Source organism: Pseudomonas sp. ATCC PTA-122608 (assembly GCF_001952855.1).
Classification (GTDB): domain Bacteria; phylum Pseudomonadota; class Gammaproteobacteria; order Pseudomonadales; family Pseudomonadaceae; genus Aquipseudomonas.
On record NZ_LPNO01000038.1, the window covers coordinates 1 to 1427 of the forward strand.

Sequence of the window (1427 nt, forward strand, 5' to 3'; positions counted from 1 at the left end):
AGCCATCCCTTTCAAGGTCTTGGTTTAAAATCCCCTAACCAATCCAGTCAGGGCGACGAAACTATGTGGGACAAGGTTTTAGAACGGTTTGAAAAACTAGCACCAGCCAGTGTCATGACCAAGTTGGTCTTAGAGCAGGCGGTAGATGCCGAGTGGGTTGACAAGGTGTTCGATGATCACCGCCAACGGCAGTACTCACGTGAGCTTTTATTTTCAACCGTTGTTGAGCTGATGTCCCTTGTTTCATTGGGCTTGAGGCCGTCGTTACACGCGGCGGCGCGCAAGATGGAGGGCCTTTCGGTCAGCGTTTCGGCGCTCTACGACAAGATCAAACGAACCGAACCCGAGCTACTCCGCGCCCTCATTTCGGGCAGTGCCGAGCGTTTGATACCTACCGTTGAAAAGCTCGGCCATTCATCGATCTTGCCCGGCTGGCAGTTGCGTATTGTTGATGGCAATCACCTGCCGGCCACTGAAAAACGTCTAGGCGCTCTGCGCAATGAGCGCGGCGCAGCGCGCCCAGGATTTTCAGTAGTTGCCTACGATCCGGATCTGGATTTAGTCGTTGATCTTCAGCCGTGGGAAGATGCCTACGCCAGTGAGCGAGTCAGTGTTTTACCGCTRCTGGCCCGCGCATGCGCGGGCCAGTTGTGGATAGCTGACCGGCTCTATTGCACGTTGCCTGTCCTGCAAGCCTGCGAGGACACGGGGGCTTCGTTCATCGTTCGCCAACCCAGCAAGCATCCGCGCCTGGTCCAGGAAAGTGAGTGGCAAGACTCAGGAACGGTCGATAGCGGAACCGTTCGCGAACAAATCATCGAAGTGACGGGTGGCCGCCGCTGGCGACGCGTTGAGTTGAGCCTGCAAACGGCGAATGACTCAGGTGATTTGGTGATGTGGTTCTGGAGCAATTTGCCCGACACCATCAGTGCCCAGCAGATAGCCGATTTATACCGTCGTCGCTGGAGTATTGAGGGGATGTTTCAGCGCCTTGAGTCGGTACTGGACAGTGAAATTAAGAGCCTTGGCAGCCCGAAAGCCGCGCTATTGGGCTTTGCCTCGGCGGTCCTGGCTTACAACGTTTTGTCGGTTCTCAAGCGTAGCGTTGAGCAGGCGCACCGCGAAACGCAGCCTGAGGGTTGGGAGGTTTCGATTTTCCACTTGGCGGTGCATGTTCGCAGTGATTATCAAGGCTTGCAGATCGCATTGCCTGCGGAAAATTTCCCTCTTGAAAAGACCCCGCAAGGGCTGGCAGAGCGGTTGCTGGCCCTGGCGAGGTTGATCAAACCCAAGTCCGTCGCGAAAAGCCCTCGCGGTCCTAAAGTCGCCAAGCCCAAGGAATGGCTTGAAGGTAAGGCGGCACGGGCGCATGTCTCAACAGCTAGGGTGCTTAAGGCGGCCAAGTCGGATAAACGGACTTAAACATG

The 1427-nt window shown here is 56.0% G+C and carries 1 protein-coding gene; it reads left to right on the forward strand.

The features are described from left to right. Positions 1–114: 114 nt before the first annotated feature. The gene (locus AU074_RS25875; RefSeq protein ID WP_083676733.1) at positions 115–1422 is read left to right on the forward strand and encodes an IS4 family transposase; all 1308 of its coding nucleotides are present in this window, start codon (positions 115–117) and stop codon (positions 1420–1422) included. Positions 1423–1427: the final 5 nt, after the last annotated feature.